At 41.0% G+C, this 20,230-nt stretch carries 18 protein-coding genes; 9 read left to right on the forward strand and 9 right to left on the reverse strand.

What is annotated here, in order from left to right:
• Window positions 1-166 precede the first annotated feature (166 nt).
• Complete coding sequence (locus H5120_RS08380; protein ID WP_024596672.1) at window positions 167-868, reverse strand: FadR/GntR family transcriptional regulator; 702 nt, start codon at window positions 866-868, stop codon at window positions 167-169.
• A 199-nt stretch (window positions 869-1,067) separates the two neighbouring features.
• On the opposite strand from H5120_RS08380, the gene H5120_RS08385 reads away from it, so the two are divergent.
• Both H5120_RS08385 and H5120_RS08390 read left to right on the forward strand, forming a co-directional pair.
• A complete protein-coding gene (locus H5120_RS08385) occupies window positions 1,068-1,826 on the forward strand; it encodes an SDR family NAD(P)-dependent oxidoreductase (RefSeq protein WP_149601989.1) in 759 nt (252 codons plus the stop codon).
• A 3-nt stretch (window positions 1,827-1,829) separates the two neighbouring features.
• Window positions 1,830-2,780, forward strand: coding sequence for a 2-dehydro-3-deoxygalactonokinase (locus tag H5120_RS08390; protein WP_182674089.1), 951 nt, complete (start codon window positions 1,830-1,832; stop codon window positions 2,778-2,780).
• 59 nt (window positions 2,781-2,839) lie between these two features.
• Here the strand turns inward: H5120_RS08390 and glpD are convergent, their stop codons facing one another.
• The 7 genes from glpD to galE form a co-directional block, all read right to left on the reverse strand.
• On the reverse strand, window positions 2,840-4,345 hold the full coding sequence (gene glpD, locus H5120_RS08395) for a glycerol-3-phosphate dehydrogenase (protein WP_002958847.1): 1,506 nt from the start codon (window positions 4,343-4,345) through the stop codon (window positions 2,840-2,842).
• A 210-nt stretch (window positions 4,346-4,555) separates the two neighbouring features.
• Complete coding sequence (gene glpK / locus H5120_RS08400; RefSeq protein ID WP_033013631.1) at window positions 4,556-6,055, reverse strand: glycerol kinase GlpK; 1,500 nt, start codon at window positions 6,053-6,055, stop codon at window positions 4,556-4,558.
• Between the two features lie 207 nt (window positions 6,056-6,262).
• Window positions 6,263-7,585 carry a dienelactone hydrolase family protein gene (locus tag H5120_RS08405; RefSeq protein ID WP_182674090.1) on the reverse strand — a complete coding sequence of 441 codons (1,323 nt, stop codon included), beginning with the start codon at window positions 7,583-7,585 and terminating at the stop codon, window positions 6,263-6,265.
• Window positions 7,586-7,614: 29 nt separating this feature from the next.
• The gene (locus tag H5120_RS08410; RefSeq protein WP_182674091.1) at window positions 7,615-8,619 is read right to left on the reverse strand and encodes a Gfo/Idh/MocA family protein; all 1,005 of its coding nucleotides are present in this window, start codon (window positions 8,617-8,619) and stop codon (window positions 7,615-7,617) included.
• A 19-nt stretch (window positions 8,620-8,638) separates the two neighbouring features.
• Window positions 8,639-9,787, reverse strand: a complete 1,149-nt coding sequence (gene galK, locus H5120_RS08415) for a galactokinase (RefSeq protein ID WP_182674092.1) — start codon at window positions 9,785-9,787, stop codon at window positions 8,639-8,641.
• Window positions 9,777-10,841 carry a UDP-glucose--hexose-1-phosphate uridylyltransferase gene (locus tag H5120_RS08420; RefSeq protein WP_182674093.1) on the reverse strand — a complete coding sequence of 355 codons (1,065 nt, stop codon included), beginning with the start codon at window positions 10,839-10,841 and terminating at the stop codon, window positions 9,777-9,779. Before H5120_RS08420 ends, galK begins: the two co-directional genes overlap by 11 nt.
• Before the next feature lies 1 nt (window position 10,842).
• Entirely contained in the window at window positions 10,843-11,856 is a 1,014-nt protein-coding gene (gene galE / locus H5120_RS08425; RefSeq protein WP_149601995.1) for a UDP-glucose 4-epimerase GalE, read from the reverse strand.
• 261 nt (window positions 11,857-12,117) lie between these two features.
• Between galE and H5120_RS08430 the strand changes: the two genes are divergently transcribed.
• Together H5120_RS08430 and H5120_RS08435 are read left to right on the forward strand one after the other, a co-directional pair.
• Window positions 12,118-12,954: an SDR family NAD(P)-dependent oxidoreductase gene (locus H5120_RS08430; protein ID WP_182674103.1), complete on the forward strand. Its 837-nt coding sequence runs from the start codon at window positions 12,118-12,120 to the stop codon at window positions 12,952-12,954.
• Window positions 12,954-13,310, forward strand: a complete 357-nt coding sequence (locus H5120_RS08435; protein ID WP_182674094.1) for a putative quinol monooxygenase — start codon at window positions 12,954-12,956, stop codon at window positions 13,308-13,310. The genes H5120_RS08430 and H5120_RS08435 overlap by 1 nt, the downstream gene beginning before the upstream one ends.
• 62 nt (window positions 13,311-13,372) lie before the next feature.
• On the opposite strand, the gene H5120_RS08440 is transcribed toward H5120_RS08435, so the two are convergent.
• The gene (locus H5120_RS08440) at window positions 13,373-13,615 is read right to left on the reverse strand and encodes a YdcH family protein (protein ID WP_182674095.1); all 243 of its coding nucleotides are present in this window, start codon (window positions 13,613-13,615) and stop codon (window positions 13,373-13,375) included.
• 549 nt (window positions 13,616-14,164) lie between these two features.
• Here H5120_RS08440 and H5120_RS08445 point away from each other — a divergent pair.
• The 5 genes from H5120_RS08445 (at window position 14,165) to astD (ending at window position 20,121) form a co-directional block, all read left to right on the forward strand.
• Complete coding sequence (locus H5120_RS08445) at window positions 14,165-14,746, forward strand: aminodeoxychorismate/anthranilate synthase component II (protein WP_024596662.1); 582 nt, start codon at window positions 14,165-14,167, stop codon at window positions 14,744-14,746.
• Between the two features lie 43 nt (window positions 14,747-14,789).
• Complete coding sequence (locus tag H5120_RS08450; protein ID WP_002958858.1) at window positions 14,790-15,950, forward strand: HDOD domain-containing protein; 1,161 nt, start codon at window positions 14,790-14,792, stop codon at window positions 15,948-15,950.
• Between the two features lie 378 nt (window positions 15,951-16,328).
• A complete protein-coding gene (locus H5120_RS08455; RefSeq protein ID WP_002958859.1) occupies window positions 16,329-17,534 on the forward strand; it encodes an aspartate aminotransferase family protein in 1,206 nt (401 codons plus the stop codon).
• Between the two features lie 85 nt (window positions 17,535-17,619).
• The gene (gene astA, locus H5120_RS08460) at window positions 17,620-18,636 is read left to right on the forward strand and encodes an arginine N-succinyltransferase (RefSeq protein ID WP_002958860.1); all 1,017 of its coding nucleotides are present in this window, start codon (window positions 17,620-17,622) and stop codon (window positions 18,634-18,636) included.
• Between the two features lie 15 nt (window positions 18,637-18,651).
• Window positions 18,652-20,121, forward strand: coding sequence for a succinylglutamate-semialdehyde dehydrogenase (gene astD, locus H5120_RS08465; protein WP_182674096.1), 1,470 nt, complete (start codon window positions 18,652-18,654; stop codon window positions 20,119-20,121).
• The last annotated feature ends 109 nt before the right edge of the window (window positions 20,122-20,230 follow it).

Below are 20,230 nucleotides of genomic sequence, written 5' to 3' on the forward strand. Positions count from 1 at the left end.
AGTTATTAAGCTGATTTAAATAATTAAAAATCCGATATCAGGAGACTGATATCGGATTTTTTAATGCCTGTAATTTAAGTTTTATAGGCAATAAAAAAGTCCATAAAATATACTACAAAGAGTAAATTCGATGGACTCAATATTTATATAATATGTTGAACTAACATTACACTAATTTAGATTCAATTAACTGTAGTGCTTCTTCTAAAATTGTTTCTACTGCTTTTTTAGCGCGCTCAGGGTCGCGTGACTTTATGGTCTCTAAAATATCAGCGTGCTTAGCAACATCTGCGCCCGGTACACCTTTAATGTGGTTTGTATAACGAATACTTACTCTAAGGGCTGTACTAATAAACTCAGTTAACTGCACAAAAAAGCGATTGTTACTGGCCACTAATATGCTGGTATGAAAAGCAATGTCGGCTTCTAATGGGTCGTCTAAACCTTCGTCTGCTTCAGCCATACGGGCTAAGGCACTATCTATATCAGCGAGTTGTTCAGCAGTTGCATTTAGTGCTGCAAGAGCGGCTGCTTGTGGTTCAAGGGCTACGCGTACTTGAGTAAACTCTTTTAATAACGACAGTGATGGCTTGCTGCTTAAAATCCAACGTAGTACGTCGGTATCAAACATGTTCCAGCTGCTTTCAGGTAATACACGAATACCTTGCTTAGGACGCGATGAAATTAACCCTTTAGCAGAGAGCATTTTTACCGCTTCGCGGGTAGCGCTGCGACTTACATCATACTTTATACATAAATCGGCTTCAGAAGGCAGGCCTTCGCTTACAGGGTAAACACCACGCACAATAGCAAAACCCAAATCGTGGGTTAACTGTTGTGTTAAATTTTGACGGGGTTGGCTTTTCATTGCGCAGGATTCCGAGTTGATATATTGCTTTATTATATATCATATATCATATTAATGTACTTAAGGATATGATATAAACTTTTAATTAGTTAAATATTTTAGCACAGCAATAACAACTTAGTTTGGCTCTTTATACTGTAAATGTAAGTTTATAAAGGGTTTAATTAAAATTGAAAATGCGCTGTATGGAGAGTTGAATTTGAACACCCTAGCTCAATATCATAGTCTTTCTGGTAAAGTTATTTTTATTACAGGCGGTGCATCAGGCATTGGTAGAGCAATGGTTAAATCCTTTGTAAACCAAAATGCAAAAGTGGCATTTATAGATATTGATGATAAGGCAGCGCAATCGCTTATTCGTGATTTACCCAATGCAAAACTATGGTATAGGCAAGTTGATGTAACTGACTCTCATGCACTTCAGCAATCACTTGTAGATGCATGCGCCGCTTTTGGTGCCATTAATGTACTAGTTAATAATGTAGCGAACGATCGCCGTCAAGCAAGCGAAGACGTTACAGTGCAAGACTGGGATCAGTGCTTACAAATAAACTTAAACCCTGCATTTTTTGCCTCTCAAGTTGCTATGTCTTTTATGAAGAGCGATGGAGCGGGCAGTATCATTAACTTTAGTTCTATTAACGCTATTATGGGGCAACCTCAAATGGCAGGCTATGTAACCGCAAAAGCAGGCCTAATTGGTATGACTAAGGCATTGGCTCGCGATTACGGCGAGTTTGGTATTCGCGTTAACGCTATTTTACCAGGGTGGGTGGCCACCGACCGTCAACTAGCAAGCTGGTTTACCGAAGAAGAGCAAGTTAAGTGGATGGAAGCCATGGCGCTTAAAAAATTAGTAACACCTGAAGATGTTGCTAATTTGGCACTCTTTTTAGCCGCCGATGAAAGCAGTATGATCACAGGGCAAAGTATTAAAATTGACGGTGGGAGGCTTTAAAGCTTGGCTACTTCATCTCTTTTTATTGCTGTTGACTGGGGCACGAGCCATTTACGCGCTTATTTGTGCGAAGTACGAGCGCAATCAACACTTAAACTATTAGCACAACGTGATGGCCCTGGTGTTGTTAAGGCAAATCAAAATTTTGAGCAAACCCTAATCGACACCATTGCGGTGTGGAAGCAAGAATATGGCAGCTTACCTATATATATTGCAGGACAAATTACCTCAAGCATCGGCTGGCACGAAACGCCTTATTTAGAATGCCCAATTAATCCCGAAGGGTTACTTAATGCTGCTGTTAGCTTTGATTGCGATGGACATATTACTAAAGCGTTACCTGGCACAAAGTGTACGCTGCAAAATGGCTTGTTTGATGTAATGCGCGGCGAAGAGCTGCAAATTTTAGGGTTTTTAAAGAAAAACCCAGAGTATCAACAAGGTAAAATATTACTCTGTTTGCCTGGCACACATACCAAATGGGTGCTTATAAACAATGGCGAAATCATTTGCTTTAAAACAGCCATGACCGGTGAGTTATATGATTTGTTATGTCATCAAAGTGTTTTAATTCCTAATGACTGCGCAGAAGGTGAGTTTGACTTTAAAGCATTTGAGCAAGGCTGTGAGCTAACTTTAGGTAGTGATAGCGGTAATTTGGCACATGGTATTTTTAGTGTACGTACCCGCCAGCTTTCAAAGGAGTTAACGCCAGTACAAGCTAAAGCCTATTTGTCGGGTGTATTAATTGGCAGCGATGTACGAGCAGCTCGCCACGCTAGCGAATGGCAATTATTAAGTGATACACAAGTTGTGGTGATTGGCACAAAGCAGCTGAATAAGTGTTTTACTACGGCGCTTAACCAAATAGGTGTGAAGTGTGTTGAGTTTGATATTAAATCAGCGACGCTTAGCGGCTTTAATTACTTATTTAATTTAGAGTCAAAAAAATAAACCCCTTTATAACGGTTAAATTATAAAGGGGTTAATAGGAAGCTATTATAACTTGATAGTTAAGCGCTTTTAGCTGCTTGGTTATGCTCAATATAATCATTAAGCGCAGCAACTTGCGCCTCATTAAAACGTAGTCCTAATTTACTGCGGCGCCATAAAATATTGTATGCGTTTTCTGCCCACTCTTCATTTAGCAAGTAATCTACTTCTGCTGCAAATAAACCATGGCCAAAATCTTGGCCTAAATCACTCAGCCCAGTTGCACTACCTAAAATATGTTTAGCACGAGTACCATAAGTGCGTACAAAGCGTTTAAGTGTTATTTCAGGTAGCCATTCGTATTTTGCTTTTAGCTCTGATTTAAGTGCTTCTACAGAGCTAAAATCACCACCAGGGAGCGGACTATGTTTGGTCCACGCATTGCTCATTTGCGGATAAAAATCTTCAAGCTTATTAACCGCAGCTTCGGCAAGTTTGCGATAAGTTGTAATTTTTCCGCCAAACACACTCAGTAGAGGTGTTTGTTTAGCATCACTCGAAAGCTCTAATTTATAATCGCGAGTAACGGCTTGTGCATTAACTGATTCGTCATCAAGTAATGGGCGTACACCAGAAAAGGTATGTACTATGTCTTCGCGTTTAATCGGTTGTTTAAAGTAGGTATTAGTAATATCAATTAAGTAATCAATTTCTTCATCACTAATTTTAACGTCTTGTGCTTCACCTTTGTGCTCTACATCGGTTGTGCCAATAAGTGAGAAGTCATCTTCAAACGGAATAACAAACACAATACGCTGATCTTTATTTTGTAAAATATAAGCTTGTTTTTCATCGTGAATGCGAGGCACTACAATGTGGCTACCTTTTACAAGGCGAATATTTTGTGGTGATTTTTCTGTTAGTGCTTCGTCAAATAATTTAGCAACCCAAGGACCCGCAGCATTAACAATGCCTTTGGCAGAAATGGTGTATTTAGCTTTGCTCTTTTGCTGCTCAAGCGTTACTTGCCATTTACCTTGCTCACGTTTAGCATTTACACACTTAGTTTGCGTGGTAATAACAGCACCTTTTTGTTGCGCTGCTAGGGCGTTTAAAACGACTAGGCGAGAGTCATCAACCCAGCCATCTGAGTACTCAAAACCTTTAGTAATAGAGGGTTCTAAAACGCTATTTTCACCAAATTTAATGCTTCGAGAACCCGCAAGTGTCTCGCGTTTTGCTAGGTTGTCATACATAAACAAGCCAATACGAATCATCCAAGCTGGGCGCAGGTGTTTTTGATGCGGCAATCTAAAGGTTAGCGGCCACATAATATGAGGTGCGTTTTTAAGTAGTACTTCTCGCTCTGCTAAGGCTTCTTTTACTAATCTAAATTCGTAATGCTCAAGGTAGCGCAGACCGCCGTGGATCAGCTTAGAACTGTTTGAAGATGTTGCACAGGCAAGGTCTGATTGTTCGCACAATAGAACTTTTAACCCTCTGCCAGCTGCATCAGCCGCTATTCCAGTGCCGTTTACACCGCCACCGATGACTAGTAAGTCATATTCGTTATCTGCTAATTCCACCGAGCTAACCTTTTTATTTGTAATATAAATAAGACATAAGCATCATAAAGCTGCTGTTTTCATTTGACAATAGAAAACCCAGTTTTTGTTCGTTAATTTTGACGCTAATCCATTTTCAATTTAAAGCAGTAAAACATGCCTTTTAAATCTAGCATTTAGCTAAGTTAAAAAAGCAAAGTGGCTAAAGTATTAGCCTTAGCCACTTGGTATTTACTGCGGGCAGTTTTTATTCGTTAAGCAGACTTGGGCTACGCAGTGCTGCCATTTTGCGTATAGATCGTTACGCTCGTCGGCACTCATGGTGGGCTCAAAGCGACGGTCGCATGTCCACATTTTAGATAACTGTTCAGTCGACTCGTACACACCTGCTTGCAAGCCAGCTAAATAAGCGACCCCTAAAGAAGTGGTTTCGGTCACTGTTGGGCGCTCAACTGTTGCACCTAAAATATTAGATAAGAAAGTCATAACCCAATTATTTTTTACCATACCGCCATCTACACGAAGCACACTTGGGCGAAGGCCATCACGCTCCATCGCTTTTTGTAAATCTTTGGTCTGGTAGCCAACTGATTGCAGCGCTGCAGCAACAATAGTGCTAATACCAGAGTCGCGTGTTAACCCTAAAATAGCGCCACGTGCATTAGGGTCCCAATAAGGAGCGCCTAAACCAGTAAACGAAGGCACTAAAAATACACCATGATCGAGCGGTACATCTTTAACCATTGACTCACTTTCACCAGCATGGCTAAGTAGTTTTAAGCCTTCAACAATCCACTGCATAGTTGCGCCAGCCATAAATATACTGCCTTCAATGGCATAAGTTGGCTTGCCGTTTAATCTGTAGGCAACAGTGGTCAGTAAGCGGTTTTCTGAGGTCAGTGCTTTTTCGCCAGTGTTAAGCATTAAAAAACAGCCAGTACCGTAAGTACTTTTAGCCATGCCTTGTTCAAAACATGCGTGTCCTACAAGCGCAGCTTGTTGATCGCCTGCAATACCACATACGCGAATTGGCGCGCCAAAAATATCAGCGCTGGTTGAACCAAACTCGTCAGCTGAATCCATTACTTCTGGCAGCATAGATTCTGGAATATCGAATAACTCTAAAAGCTCTTGATCCCACTGCTGGGTATGAATATTAAATAACATGGTGCGCGATGCATTGGTTGCATCGGTGCGGTGCTCTTTACCGCCAGTTAGCTGCCAAAGTAGGTAAGTGTCAACCGTACCGAAGGCGAGCTCACCTGCAAGGGCTTGTTCGCGGGCGCCTTCAACGTTATCTAAAATCCAACGAACTTTAGTGGCCGAAAAATAAGGGTCGAGCAGTAAGCCTGTTTTATCGCTTATTGTTTGGCAAAGCTCATCAGTTGTTAGGCTTTCGCAATAGTCACTGGTGCGACGGTCTTGCCATACAATAGCGTTATAAATTGTTTTGCCTGTTTTTTTGTTCCATACCAAAGTGGTTTCGCGCTGATTGGTGATACCAATGGCAATAATTTCTTCAGGCTTTACATCGTTTTTAGTTAAGACTTCGCGACTAGTGCTAAGCACTGTTTGCCAAATATCGTTAGGGTCGTGTTCTACCCAACCATTTTGTGGAAAATGCTGCGAAAATTCTTGTTGTGCTGTACCAAAAACGTCTGCATCTTTTGTAAACAAGATGGCCCGAGAGCTTGTGGTTCCTTGATCAATTGAGAGTATGTATTTGGACATGATATTTGTGTTATTTATCTTATCTTATATATGACTAGATTGCCTTTAACCGAAGTTAATGGCAATGGTTTTTTCTTAAAATAGCAGATTAAAAAATAAACACGCTAATATTTGCTGGTAACTCTTTTATATAAAAGGCGTTTTATTTTTGCATTATTTTAAGGGCGTATGCGGCTATTGATTAAAACAACCGCTTAAAGCTTATTATTACTTGGTGTGAGGTTTAGCTTGTAGCCAATCCATACCGGTAGAAAAGCGATTATCAAACCCGCGCCACTGTGGCAGCGGCTTACCATCAACAACAGCTTGGTCGCCGTTTTGTGGTAAATCTAAGTATTTACACTCGCGGTCTATGCCTTTTACGTGGCAATCCATCATGGCAAGTACAAAGTGTTTGTTGGTCTCGTTTAGTGTGCGCATAGACCACGAAGGCTCGTAGTAATGGCCTATATCTAGCTCACTGCTGCTTTGTGCAATAGCAGGGGCTGGGTGTGGTGCTATATTATGGCGTGCATTTTTGTAAGTAAGCATGTACTTATCTTTGCTGCCTGTTTGTTCATAAAGACTTTTAATGCCTTCATAGCCTGAAATGTCATCTAAGTCACCAGCTACATAAAGCGAAGGTACTTTAATATTTGCCATTGCTTTGGCATCAAATATAGCGTGCTGTCCGCCCCATGGTGCAAAGGCCACCATCGCTTTTATACGAGAGTCTACTTTTGGGTTCTGGTATTGTCCACCAGCGCAGCTGTTTAGTAATTGCTGTACTTTTTTAATTTGAGCTGGGTCTTTCATACCCGTAAACATAGCCGTAGTTTGCTCATTAAAAGCGTAACAACCACCTATTGTATTTACCGCGCCATAGCCACCCATTGAGTAACCAATTACACCTGCGCTTTTGTTATCTACTTGCTTGCTGGCAAAGTTGTTTTGCTCATTAAAGTAATTAATTACAAACTGCTGATCGCGTGAGCGATTTATAAGCGTGCTAAAAAAGCCAGAAAACGGTGCGTTTTCAAAATCAACATCGGCATTGGTTGAGTCAGTATGGTCAATAGCTACCACAATGTAACCGTGCGACGCTAAATGCTCGCCAAGGTAGTACATAATTGTACGGTAACCGGTATAACCGTGCGAAAGCACAATGACAGGGTAGTGTTCTTTATTATTAATGGCGACATCACGCATTGCATCGGCTTGCAAAGTAAACTCTTTACCTGAGCGAGTTTCATCTATGTAGCTGGTAAGTGGCGCTGTTGCTGTATTTGCAGCCGGATACCACACTTCTACTTTTAAAGGACGATCTTTTTGACCTTGTGTAGCGGGGTCAAATTGCGCAGGGTTAACTAAATCAAGTGTTTGCACACCTACATTGTAGCTACCTTTAGCTGCAAGCTCTGGCAGTACTTCGCTAGTGATTGGCGGGTATAGCTGCTCTGGTTTATTAGATTCAGCAACAGCTACACTGGCAGATAAACTGCACGTAGCAAGTAATATGGCTTTTGAAAGCGCCTTGAGTGTGTGTGTCATTGTGTGTCCTTGTTGTGTATTTTTATTTTTTAATTTGTCAGTTCAGCCGACTCGACGACATTGCTATATTGCAGCTGCCACTGTGCTCGCAAGGTATCCATTATGTTCATAACTCGTAAGCTAGTACCGAGGGACAACACGCTGCTTTGAGTTTGTTTTTGTAATATACACTGCGTGACATGTGCAATTTCAAACTTAAAGTTTTCATCGTCACTAAAGTTGTATTCAAAGTACTGAGGGTCTTGGTCTTTTATGTGTAGTTCTAGCGTTTTTGCACCTACAAACTGAGGTATTCGAATATAGCCAAGCTCACCATTAATACATGCTTCTGTTGGGCCATTTTGCTGCAGTGCGCTGGCAAGAGATGCAAATTGCCCGTTACCGTAATCAACTATAGCAGTGCTTCGCTCATCAACGCCGGTTGTGCTTTTATGTACAAAGGATTTGATGTGTTCAGGGGTTTTATTAAATACCACATCAGCAATCGAAATAGGATAAATACCTAAATCGAGCAGGGCGCCACCCGCTGTTACAGGGTTCATTAATCGGTGAGTGTCGGCAAAGCTGCCAGGTAAACTAAAGTTGGCATTAACACTGTGCACATTACCAATAACACCTTCACTTAGGAGCTGTTGTAATTTTACTATGGCGGGTAAAAATCGCATCCAAACGCCTTCCATTAAAAAGCAGTTTTGTTGTTTTGCAAGCTCAGTGAGACTTTGCAACTGCTTAGCATTAACGGTAATTGGTTTTTCGCTTAACACGTGCTTATTGTGTTTTAAGCATTGGGCTATCGTTTTAAAGTGTTGATCGTGCGTATTGGCAATATAAATAGCATCTATATTTGGGCACTGCATAAGAGCTTGATAGCTCTCGTAGCCTTGAATATTGTACGGTGTTGCAAATTCTTTAGCGCGCTGCATACTCGTTGAAGCTGCGCCAATAAGCTGTGCATCACTACAATGCGCAATGCTTTTAGCAAAGGTGTGAGCTATATTGCCACACCCAATAATTCCCCAATTAACCTTTGCCATGCTTATTCCTTAAGTTTATTTAAAAAGACGTAATTTGTAATCCTGAACCCGCTGAACATACGTAAATATCAGCATTTAAATTAAAGCGTTCAAAGTAATGCTTTTCTACCGCTGCTTTAATAAGAGGTACTTCAGCATCACGACACAAACATACAATTGCGCCACCAAAGCCGCCACCTGTCATACGAACTGCGCCAAGCTCGCCCATCGCTTCTTTACAAATTTCTACTAGGCCATCGGTTGCAGGTACGGTTACTTCAAAGTCGTGTTTAAGTGATTGATGCGATGCAGCCATTAGCGTACGAAGTGCATCCATATCGTTATTTTGTAGTGCAGTAGTTGCTGCAATTACACGGTCGTTTTCGCTAATTACGTGGTGTGCACGTTTATATTCGTTTTCGCTTAATGTCGCTTTTACTGCTTGCAGGCCAGCCATGGTGGCTTGGCGAAGTGTTTCTACACCCATTTTTACAGCAGCTTGTTCGCAGTCAATGCGGCGCTGGTTGTATTCGCTATCAACCAACTTACGCGGGTAGTTTGAATTAACAATAACAATATTTAAATCATCAGGAACTTTAACTGATTTAGTTGCGAGGTTTTCACAGTCGATTAATAGTGCATGACCGTTCTCGCCTTTAGCTGAAATAAGCTGATCCATAATGCCGCATTGGCAATGCATAAAGTCGTTTTCGGCTTCTTGGCCAAATAGCGCAATTTGCTCTGGCGGTAAACCAAGCTGTGCAATATGGTTAAACATACCGCCTACAGCAACTTCTAGTGCGGCCGATGACGACAAGCCACTACCTTGCGGTAAGTTGCTGTCAATTAGTAGGTCGGCACCACGCAGTGTGTAGCCCGCTCTTTTAAGAACATAAGTAACAGCACGAATGTAGTTACCCCATTGCGACTGGCCTTCAGTGATTTCTTCATCAACACTAAAGCTGTCTTTTTCGCCTGGGTAATTTAAAGAATGCACAGTAATAATATTGTCGTCGCGCTCTTTAAACATCACTTGGGTACGAAACTCTAACGAACAGGGTAAAACAAAACCGTCGTTGTAGTCGGTAAATTCGCCAATAAGGTTTACACGCCCCGGTGCTGCTGCAATACCTTGAGCAGGCGCACCATACAGTGACAAAAATTGTTGTTGGAATTCGTTAAGCTTCATCTGTGTGTCCTGCTGTATCTTTATAGTGTGTTGTACTGGCTGCTTTTAAAATAGAAGCAGCGGTTTCTGCGCTTAAATCGCGTTGGCTTTCGCCTAGCATTTCGTAGCCTACCATGTGTTTTTTAACAGTAGCAGAGCGAAGTAGCGGCGGATAAAAATGGGCATGCAAACGCCAATGTTGCTCATCAGAGCCTCTGTTAGCCGGTGCATTGTGCCATCCCATTGAGTATGGGAAGCTGCAATTAAATACGTTGTCGTACTTAGTGGTTAATACTTTAAGTGCCTGTGCCAAAGAGTCGGTTTGGACATCGTTTAGCTGGCTAAAGTTTTGAATATTATCTTTAGTTACTAGCATTGTTTCAAACGGCCACGCAGCCCAAAATGGCACAACAACAAGCCAATGTTCGTTTTCAAATACAACACGTGTTTGATCTGCTTGCTCTTTTTGTGCGTAATCGGCAAGCATAGCTGTGCCATGCTTTTTATAATAAGCAAGCTGCTGGGTATCTTCGGCTTCTATTTCGGTTGATAAATGCGAGTGGGCCCATACTTGGCCGTGAGGATGAGGTTGCGAACAACCCATTATCTCGCCTTTATTTTCAAAAACTTGTACGCATTCGTACTGCTGTGCAAGCTCTGTGTAATTTTGTTTCCAGGTTTTCACTACTTCGTGCAATGCGTTTTGGCTAAGCTCTGGTAGTGTTTTATTATGCTCTGGAGAAAAACAAATTACGCGGCATTCGCCACTGGCTTCGTCGGCAATAAATAAATCACTGTCTGACTCTAAGCTTTGTAATTGCTCGCTGGCATTAGGTGTGAGTGCACCAAAGTCATTTCTAAATACGTGTGTGTATTTATAATCTGGGTTACTGTCGCCATTTGCACGGGTATTACTTGGGCAAAGTGGGCAGCTTTCATCGTGTTTTGGTAATACGTTTTCGTTAACGGCTTCTGTTGCGCCTAACCATGGGCGGTTATTACGATGTGGTGACACTAATACCCAACGACCCGTTAGCGGATTTTTACGTCTGTGAGTACTTTCTAATAAAGCCATGTTAACTCTCCAACCCACTTGGGTAATTAGTTTGCCAGCGCCATGTGTCGTTTGTCATGTCGCTAAGTGTTAGTTCTGCGTACCAGTTAAGTGTGTTTTGCGCTTTTGTAGCATCGGCGTAGTTACAGGCAATATCACCTGCTCGGCGCGGTGCAATCTTATACGGAATATCTTTATTGGCTGATGCGCTAAATGCGTTGATCATATCAAGCACAGAATAACCTTGCCCTGTGCCTAAGTTGTAAGCATGAAATGCGGTATCTGTTTTATGCTGCATAAATGCCGCAACATGACCTTTAGCTAAATCTAAAACATGAATATAGTCGCGCACACCTGTGCCATCTTCGGTGTCGTAGTCGTCACCAAAAATATTAACCACGTCACGTTTACCTACTGCAGTTTGGGCAATAAATGGCATTAAGTTATTAGGAATACCATTAGGACTTTCACCTAATAAACCACTTGGGTGTGCACCTACTGGGTTAAAGTAACGAAGCGCAATACCCATAAATTGACTGTTGGCATTACATACGTCTTGCATGGCTTGTTCAACCATGACTTTAGTCCAACCATAAGGGTTCGTTGCGCGTATAGGGTGCTTTTCGTCAATAGGGAGGTAGTCTGGCTCGCCGTATACTGTAGCCGATGAGCTAAATATAATATGGTTAACGCCTTCATCTTGCATGTTTTGTAGCATGCTTAATGTGCCCGACACGTTATTTTGATAATAACGCAGCGGTTGCTCGGTAGATTCGCCAACGGCTTTTAAAGCTGCAAAGTGAAAAACAGCTTCGGCTTTAGTGTGTTTTAGAGCGAGCTTAAACTGTTGCTCGTCTTGTATGTCGCCCAAAATAAACTCAAACCGAGTACCCGTAATCTTTTCGAGTTGGTCAAGTACCCGCGCACTTGCATTAGACAAGTTATCATAAATAACAGGCGTAATACCTGCTTCATGCAATGCAATACATGTGTGGCTACCTATGTAACCCATGCCGCCAGTAACTAAAACTTTCATGTTATTTCTCGAAAAGTGTATTTATATGATAAATACTACTATTAAGGTGGTTTAAAAACAATAGTTATGATTGCTGAGTAATTCAAATAAAAGCATAAAAAATATTCAGCTTAAACACTCATCTGCCTTTTAAAGGAATGCTTTTATATTAACTAACATAGGCTTAGCTTTATCAATTAATTCTATAAACTGATTCAACTATTAGCCTAATTATCAGCAGTAAGTCGGGGTGCTAATATAGCGAAAATAAAGTAAGGAGAGATCAACACGAACAAAACAATTTTACTTACCGGCGCAACCGATGGCATTGGGCTAGAAACGGCAAAGATGTTATTAGCACAAGGTCACACCGTATTATTACATGGCCGCAGCCAAGCAAAGCTCAATGCGCTACAAGTAGCTTTAACCGAGCAATACCCAAATGCAAGTACACATACTTATATTGCTGATTTAAGCGATATGAGCCAAGTTCAAACTTTGGCAAAATATGTATTAGCCGATTTGGCCGAAAATAATAACCAGCTTGACGTACTTATTAATAATGCAGGCGTTTATCAATTAGTTGATGCTACAACAATTGATGGCCTTGATGCTCGCTTTGTTGTAAACACGATTGCGCCATATCTTCTTACAAAACTATTGTTATCTGTCCTTGGTCATGATTCGCGAGTGGTTAATGTATCATCAGCTGCGCAATCAAGCGTTAACTTAAATGCACTTATAGGTAACACTGAACTTTCTGATAGTGCGGCTTATGCACAAAGTAAATTGGCTATTACTATGTGGTCGCGTCATTTAGGGCTTGAGCTTAAAGATACTGGGCCATTAGTTGTATCGGTAAACCCTAAATCATTACTGGGAAGCAAAATGGTAAAAGACGCTTACGGTATAGATGGTGGGGATTTAAAAATTGGCGCAGATATTTTTTGTCGCGCAGCGCTTAGTGATGAATTTAAAGATGCCGCAGGCCTGTATTTTGATAACGATACAGGACGCTTTGCGCCTCCTCATGTTGATGCACTTGATAATGCTAAAAATCAACAACTAGTAGATACGTTAGACAGTATTTTAGCACAGCTTAAATTGGGTAAAGCATAATGAAAGATCATGTTACCTGGACAGTACAAGGCCAAATTAAAGAAGGTAAATACGATGAGTTTTTACTGGTAATGGCACAATTAGTTACTTTGGCTAAAAGTGAAGCGGGCACTTTAATGTATGAGTGGACAGTAAGTGAAGACAAGCGCAATGTACATATTTACGAGCGTTACCAAGATGAAGATGCTGCTAAAGCGCATCTTGCTGGTTGGGGCGAAAGTGGCCCACTATTTTTAAGCGTAGTTGATATGGATAAAGTAAGGGTATTTAGTCAATTATCAGAAGAGTTTGCACAAGCCTTTGCAGGCCCAAGCAGTGTATTTATGAAACCTGTGGGTGGCTTTGTAAAGTTTTAGAGAAAATACCCATTGTTGATCTAAAGAGCTCACCTCATCAGTGAGCTCTTTTTTTAGTTGCATTACTGCTCTTGCTGCAAGCGTTCGTATAGCCAATCTTTTAGTTCTGTACGTTCGTGTTTTAATAGATGCATTTGTTCATCGCTTATGGGCGCATCTTTGAGCTCTAACACTCTAACCTCTTTATCTAGCTTGTCGTACTTATCTGCTTTTTTTGCAAATTCAGTATCGCTTTCATTTAACTCGGCAATGGTCTTTAAGTACTCTGGAAAGTCATTTGTTAATGAGTGATCTTCGCCTAACATATTCGCTCCTTAGTAGGATATAAATGAGCTCACAAGTAAGTGAGTTGTATAAGTGGATTACTGCCTTTCATATAATACACTGGGGCTTACATAGATATAATTCAACCATCGAGCCACTAATTTGATGTAGCACAAGCAATCTGTTTATTTTGCTCAGTAAGGCATTTCACCAAAGTATTTAATAGTGCGATCAATAAATGCACGTACTTTAGAGGTCAATAATTTATTGTTGGGGTATACAGCCTACGTAGGTGTATTAACTAATCGTAAAAAGCTTAGGGTTCGATATTATTGTTCAAGGTGCAAGGAATCTCTGGCTAGAGAAAATAAATTTAAATATCATCATGATTCAATACGTTAGTAAATCTCTTAACCAGAGTTCAAGTTAGTAAACCAATACCCGCTAAAGGCTTTTAAGCATTTTAGCTAAAAGAGTTAATTTTTAACGCTTTTTGCTAATTTATGTTGGTTAATTAATAGTGGTAGAATGCAGCGCTTAGTACCACTTGTGTAAAGTAGTGGTCAATAATTTATAAGGTCTGTTGTGTAATGCTGTTAATGATCGATAACTACGATTCGTTTACTTACAACTTAGTGCAATATTTTCAGCGTTTAGATCAAGACGTTTTAGTAAAACGTAATGATGAGCTAAGCATTGCACAAATAAAACAGTTAAACCCGCAGCACATCGTGTTATCGCCAGGGCCATGCACCCCTAACGAAGCGGGTATTTCACTAAATGTTGTTGAGCAACTAAAAGGGCAATATCCTATTTTAGGAATTTGCTTGGGACATCAAACTATCGCGCAAGCTTTAGGAGGAGATGTAATTCGTGCTAAAAAAGTAATGCACGGTAAAACATCACCCATAGTTCATACTAATAAAGGGGTGTTTAAAGGCTTAGCTAATCCGTTAACGGTATGTCGTTATCATTCTTTAGTGGTTAAAGCGCAAACTTTGCCTAAAGAGCTTGAAGTAACCGCATGGACTCAAACTGAGCAAGGAGAGTTTGACGAAATTATGGGGTTGTTACACAATGAACTTGCTATCGAAGGTGTGCAGTTTCACCCCGAAGCTATTTTAACTGCTCAAGGCTTGGAGCTGCTTGATAACTTTTTAACTCGCTTCTAATGTTATAATACACATAGCATTTTATACTTTATTAATGGATGTCATGACTGAACTTGTAGCCCAGCAGCGTACTGCCAAAATACTAAGCCAACGAGCTCATGACTTATTGCTTGGGCATAGCTTTGCGCATCAGCAAATTGGTTTCATTCATACATTAGATATAGATTACGGCGAACCCATGAAGCAGCGCACCTTGCTTCAGGTTGAAGTGGCCGCACAGAATAAACGCCAGCAAAGTAGTACTGCACATCATAAGTACCGCGCTCAAGCGAGTGAACAGCTGCACAAAACAATTGAAACAGCTATATATAAGCAGCTCGAAGATATAGATGGCGTAATTCATAGCACCATAGGTATTGAAGATGGTATTGCCAATATACTCGATATATTAGCTGTAAAGTCAGCGTCGGTAGGGCGTTTAGAGCCACTGGTTAATGATATAAGCTGGTTGGGTAGGGAGTTAGTAACGCTCGTTAATTTACCTTACTATCGTAATCAACGTAGTAAAAACACGTCTGTAAAAGTAGATAAGCCATCGCTCGCCCTTCGTTATATTGGCCTTGATAACTTACAGCTAGTTATTCCTACATTTGCTGCCCGCCATTGGATGCCACATAGCACCGAACCATTTTCGTTATTAAAACGTCGTTTACGTGACAGTGCCATGGCAAACGCCATTGCTGCGCAAAAAATTGCACAAATTAATAATGTAAATGACGTTCATGCATTTACCCTTGGGATGCTTTTAGATGTAGGGCGAATTGCATTAGTGCGCTTGTACTTAAAAACGTTTGAGCAAATATGGCAACGTAAAGTACAGCTAGCCCGAAATGAAAACCAAAAAGATTTACACACCGCATTATTAGAGCTTCAGCCCGACCCGCTATTTTTAACTACTCTACTTAGCAATAAATCGATAGAAGTAAGCGCTAAGGTAATAGACAAAATGGCTTTTAAATATTTACCGTTTAAAGGGGTAATGCAGCAGCTAGTAAATGGGGTAGATAAGGGCGATACATTACTGCCATTAACAGAAGTAATGCTAAAGGCACGGTGCTATTCTCAATATCTTAATTTAAAAGAACATCAACTTATTGAACCTGATGAAGCTCTAAGCTGGTTTTCGCACTTTAAGTTCACTAAAACGGAACTAAAAACCCTCCAATCGAGTAATTTTACCAATTTAGCTATTCAAATTGACTAAAATCTGAATTTTTTGTTAATTTTTTTGCGACTAACCATTCATTCTCATCTTATTGTTATATTACATATTTGCCGATTAAAGCGTGTGCGCCTCTGTACTCATGCGGTTAGTTGCCTAAAAATAAGCATAAATAGCTATGCAAATAGTTATTCACTATCTATGAAATAATATCTTTAGCCCTTTATTTTCAAGGGATACATGAAAGTTTTTAACGAGACAGATATAAGTAATTCTGAAATAATGTGCGTCTGAAAATTGAACCACAAAGCAATTTTGCGCAATTATCAGGTTACTGATCTTGCCTATAAAGTTGGTTACAAATATTAACCAAACACCTATTTTGATGTTTTGTGTTGCTCACAATTAAGAGGAAATAAAATGACAGTCAATCGCGAATTATTTGATCACGTAATGGTTCCTAACTACGCACCTTCAAGCGTAATTCCTGTTCGAGGCGAAGGCTCTCGCGTATGGGATCAACAAGGTCGAGAGTTTATCGACTTTGCTGGTGGTATTGCAGTTAACTGTCTTGGCCATTGCCACCCTGCATTAGTAGGCGCATTAAAAGAGCAAGGCGAAAAAATCTGGCATCTATCTAACGTAATGACCAATGAGCCGGCACTTCGCCTAGCTAAAAAAATGGTTGATGCGACATTTGCTGAAAAAGTTTACTTTGCCAACTCTGGCGCAGAAGCAAACGAAGCAGCACTTAAATTAGCGCGTCGTTTTGCACTTGATAAATTTGGCGCAGAAAAATCACAAATTATCGCGTTCAACAAAGGTTTCCACGGTCGTACATTCTTTACCGTAACTGTTGGCGGCCAAGCTGCATATTCAGATGGTTTTGGTCCTAAGCCTGGCGACATTGTACATTGCGATTACAATGACCTTGCTGCATTTGAAGCACTTATTAGCGACAAAACATGTGCCGTAATGATGGAACCTCTACAGGGTGAAGGCGGTATTGTTTCACCAACTGATGAGTTTGCTCAAGGTGTTCGCGATTTATGTACTAAACATAACGCACTGCTTATTTTTGATGAAGTTCAAACAGGTGTTGGCCGTACTGGCGATTTATACGCATACCAAGGCTTAAACGTAGTACCTGATATTTTAACTTCGGCTAAAGCACTTGGCGGCGGTTTTCCTATTGGCGCTATGATCACAACAACTGAAATTGCACAGCACCTTAAAGTAGGCACACATGGTTCTACTTATGGCGGTAACCCGCTTGCGTGTGCTGTTGCAGAAGCTGCATTTGATACAGTAAATACCCCAGAAGTACTGGCTGGCGTAAAAGAAAAAGCCGCATTATTTAATGAGCTACTTAGCGCGGTTAACGAAAAATACAACGTATTTAGCGAAATCCGTGGCCAAGGTTTATTAATTGGTGCAGTAGTGAACGAGCAATACAAAGGTCGTGCAAAAGAGTTTTTAGTGGCAGGTACTGAGCAAGGCCTTATGTCACTAGTTGCCGGTGCAGACGTAGTACGTTTCACTCCATCTTTAGTAATTCCTGAAGCGGACATTCGCGAAGGTATGGCACGCTTTGAAAAAGCAGTAGCAAGCGTAGTAAACGCATAAGCGACGTAAGCCAACCAATTAAGGGCAAGCACCGCTTGCCCTGCAATTCCTATTTACCGTTATTTATAAGGGAGCAAGCGGACTCATGATGATCCTTCGCCCAATCCAGCAAAATGATTACTCAGCATTACTGAAAATTGCCCACGAATCTGGGCATGGTTTTACGTCTTTGCCATTAAACGAAGAACTATTGCAAAAGAAAATAGACCATTCAGTAAGCTCTTTTGCTAAACAAACGTCACAACCCGGTGACGAAGGCTACCTGTTTGTTCTTGAAGATAGCGAAACCGGTGACGTTGTAGGAACATCTGCAATTGAAGCTGCGGTAGGGCTTGATGATGCATTTTATCATTATCACTTAAGTAAAGTGATTCACTCTTCGCGCACATTAGACGTATACAAAGCGGTTGATATTTTAACGCTATGTAACGACTACACAGGCGCTACAGAGCTTTGCACATTGTTTTTAAAAGATGGCTATCGTAAAAATTGTAACGGTAAGCTACTTTCAAAAGCGCGCTTTATGTTTATAAAGCAGCATCAAGAGCGTTTTGCACAAACAGTGATTGCAGAAATGCGCGGTGTGTCTGACGAAAACGGCAGTAGCCCTTTTTGGCAGTGGCTTGAAGAGCACTTTTTCTCAATGGATTTTCCAACAGCTGACTACCTAACAGGTATTGGCCAAAAGGTTTTCATTGCTGAACTAATGCCTAAATACCCAATTTATGTAAATTTGCTGAGTAAAGATGCGCAAGCCGTAATAGGTAAAGTACACGACAACACACGCCCAGCAATCGAGTTATTAAAAAGCGAAGGCTTTACGTTTAATGGCTACGTAGACATTTTTGACGGCGGCCCAACGGTTGAAGCAAAAGTAGATAACATTGCGACGATTCGTAATGCAAATAACTTTAACGTTGAAATTGGCGAAATGACTGGCGACACCATGGTGTTACTAGCTAACGAAAAGCTTGAAGATTTTAGAGCAACCGTTGCACCAATGACATTTGACGAGCGCGCAAAAAGCCTTATTTTATCGCAAGAAGTAGCAGATGCATTGCATTTGCAAACTGGCGATATTGTTAGTGCAACCACGATTTAATTTAGGAGAAAGTATATGACTCATCCTGCACAATTTATTAATGGTCAATGGTCACAAGGCCAAGGCACAGAATTTAATTCAGTAAATCCTGCAAATAACGACGTTATTTGGAAGGCATCATCAGCAACTGCGGCGCAAGTAGACACCGCAGTAAATGCAGCGCGCGAAGCGTTTTATGCATGGGCTGATAAAAGCTTTACTGAGCGTTTAGAAATAATTAAAGCATTCGCAGCGCAATTAAAAGAAAACAGCGAAGAGCTCGCTATTACTATCGCACAAGAAACAGGTAAGCCACTGTGGGAAACTCGCACAGAAGCGGGTGCTATGGTTGGTAAAATTGCCATTTCTGAAAAAGCATTTTTAGAGCGCACTGGCGATGTTGAAAACGCAATGCCACTTGGGCGTGCGATGATTCGTCATAAGCCACATGGGGTTGTAGCCGTATTTGGTCCGTATAACTTTCCGGGTCACTTACCTAATGGCCACATTGTGCCAGCGCTTTTAGCAGGTAACACGGTTGTATTTAAACCGTCTGAACTGACTCCTAAAGTTGCCGAGCTTACGCTTAAACTGTGGGAAAAAGCAGGCTTACCAGCTGGTGTAATTAACCTAGTTCAAGGTGAAGTAGAAACGGGTAAAGCCCTTGCTGCTCACAAAGGGATTGATGGCTTGTTCTTTACGGGTTCTTCGCGTACTGGTCATATTTTACATGAACAGTTTGCGGGTCAACCGGGTAAAATTTTAGCGCTAGAAATGGGTGGTAATAATCCACTTATTATTACTGACGTTGAAGACACTAAAGCAGTTGTTCACGATATTATTCAATCAGCGTTTATCTCAAGCGGCCAGCGTTGTACATGTGCACGTAAATTGTTTTTACCTAAAGGTAGCAAAGGCGATGCAATTTTAGAGCGCCTTATCACTGCAACTAAAGCGATTAAAGTAGGCAACTACGATGATGCAGACCAGCCATTTATGGGCTCTATGATCTCATCAGCGGCAGCTGCAGGCATGGTTAAAGCGCAAAACGAGCTTGTTGAGCTTGGCGCTCAAGTATTAGTAGAGCTTGAGCACACAGCCAATACCGGTTTTGTAACACCAGGTATTATTGAGTGTACAAATATTAGTGATTTCCCAGATGAAGAACATTTTGGACCACTTTTAAAAGTATTCCGCTTTGACGACTTTGACCAAGCCATTGATAAAGCAAACGATACAACCTTTGGTTTATCGGCTGGTTTATTAAGTGATAGTACAGCAGATTACGACCATTTTTTACGTCGTATTCGCGCTGGTATTGTTAACTGGAACCGCCCAATTACTGGCGCATCAAGCGCAGCACCATTTGGTGGTATTGGCGCATCGGGCAATCACAGAGCAAGCGCGTATTACGCAGCTGATTACTGTGCATACCCAGTTGCTTCAGTAGAGCTTGAAAAAGTAGCGATGCCAGCAACACTAAGCCCAGGCTTAAAAATAGATTAAGTAGTAATACTACTTAATTATTATAAAAGCAGCTTCGGCTGCTTTTTTTGTATTGCTATCGTACAAGGCTAGTAATTATCGACTCTTTCTGCTTAAATCAGCATAATTA

Source organism: Pseudoalteromonas sp. SR43-2 (assembly GCF_014163885.1).
Lineage (GTDB): Bacteria > Pseudomonadota > Gammaproteobacteria > Enterobacterales > Alteromonadaceae > Pseudoalteromonas > Pseudoalteromonas distincta.